Source organism: Kitasatospora sp. SC0581, assembly GCF_048159585.1.
GTDB lineage: Bacteria > Actinomycetota > Actinomycetes > Streptomycetales > Streptomycetaceae > Kitasatospora.
Genome location: NZ_JBLRWA010000108.1, coordinates 1 through 597 on the forward strand (window position 1 = coordinate 1; position 597 = coordinate 597).

The following is a 597-nucleotide window of genomic DNA, read 5'->3' on the forward strand; positions in this document are numbered from 1 at the left end:
ATAAAATACGGCTCTGTGACCAACCCTCGAAGTGTTGCCGGCCATTTAAGCGCCGGGGTGATATGGACAGGCCTTCTTGCCATCCGGATTAAAGCTGTTTTTGCTAAAACCTTCTCATCGTGTACGGCATTCATCAGTTCTGTTGTTCCGATATAAATCCCTTTTACTTCTTCTGCCCTGATCTCTGATTTTTGCAGCAGGGCCTTCGTTGAACGATATACGCCTGTATACACATCAGGGGTGGTCAAAGAACTGGCAACCATTTTGAGTTTTCCATCACCGGAAACCAAAACGGCATGTGTGTTGGTTCCGCCAATATCAATGCCAATTTTCACCTTGCTGCCTCCTCCCGGCCGTTTCCTTCTGAAGAAACTGATTTGGAATCCGGAACATTTCAGGACCCGTTTGCGCAAGCATTTTTTTCGTTTGATACAGTCCCGGAGCCTTTACCGTTAAAACCATGGCCATCATCCCTTCACGGAGTTCCGATACAGCTATAGGCAGCCCGGTTTCATAATGAACGAGAATGATTAAATCAGGGGTTGTACACTGGCACGCATCCGGAACTTGAAAAGAAAGAAATTCATTTTGAAAATA

Annotated in this window: 1 protein-coding gene and 1 pseudogene; both read right to left on the reverse strand. The window is 45.7% G+C overall.

Annotated elements, in window-relative coordinates; translation table 11 throughout:
* The coding region (locus ACLWS4_RS37295; RefSeq protein WP_416876465.1) for a hydantoinase/oxoprolinase N-terminal domain-containing protein at nucleotides 1-335 on the reverse strand (335 nt) is incomplete at its 3' end.
* Nucleotides 319-597: pseudogene (locus tag ACLWS4_RS37300) on the reverse strand (hypothetical protein); the annotation flags it as partial. The gene ACLWS4_RS37295 and the pseudogene ACLWS4_RS37300, both read right to left, overlap by 17 nt.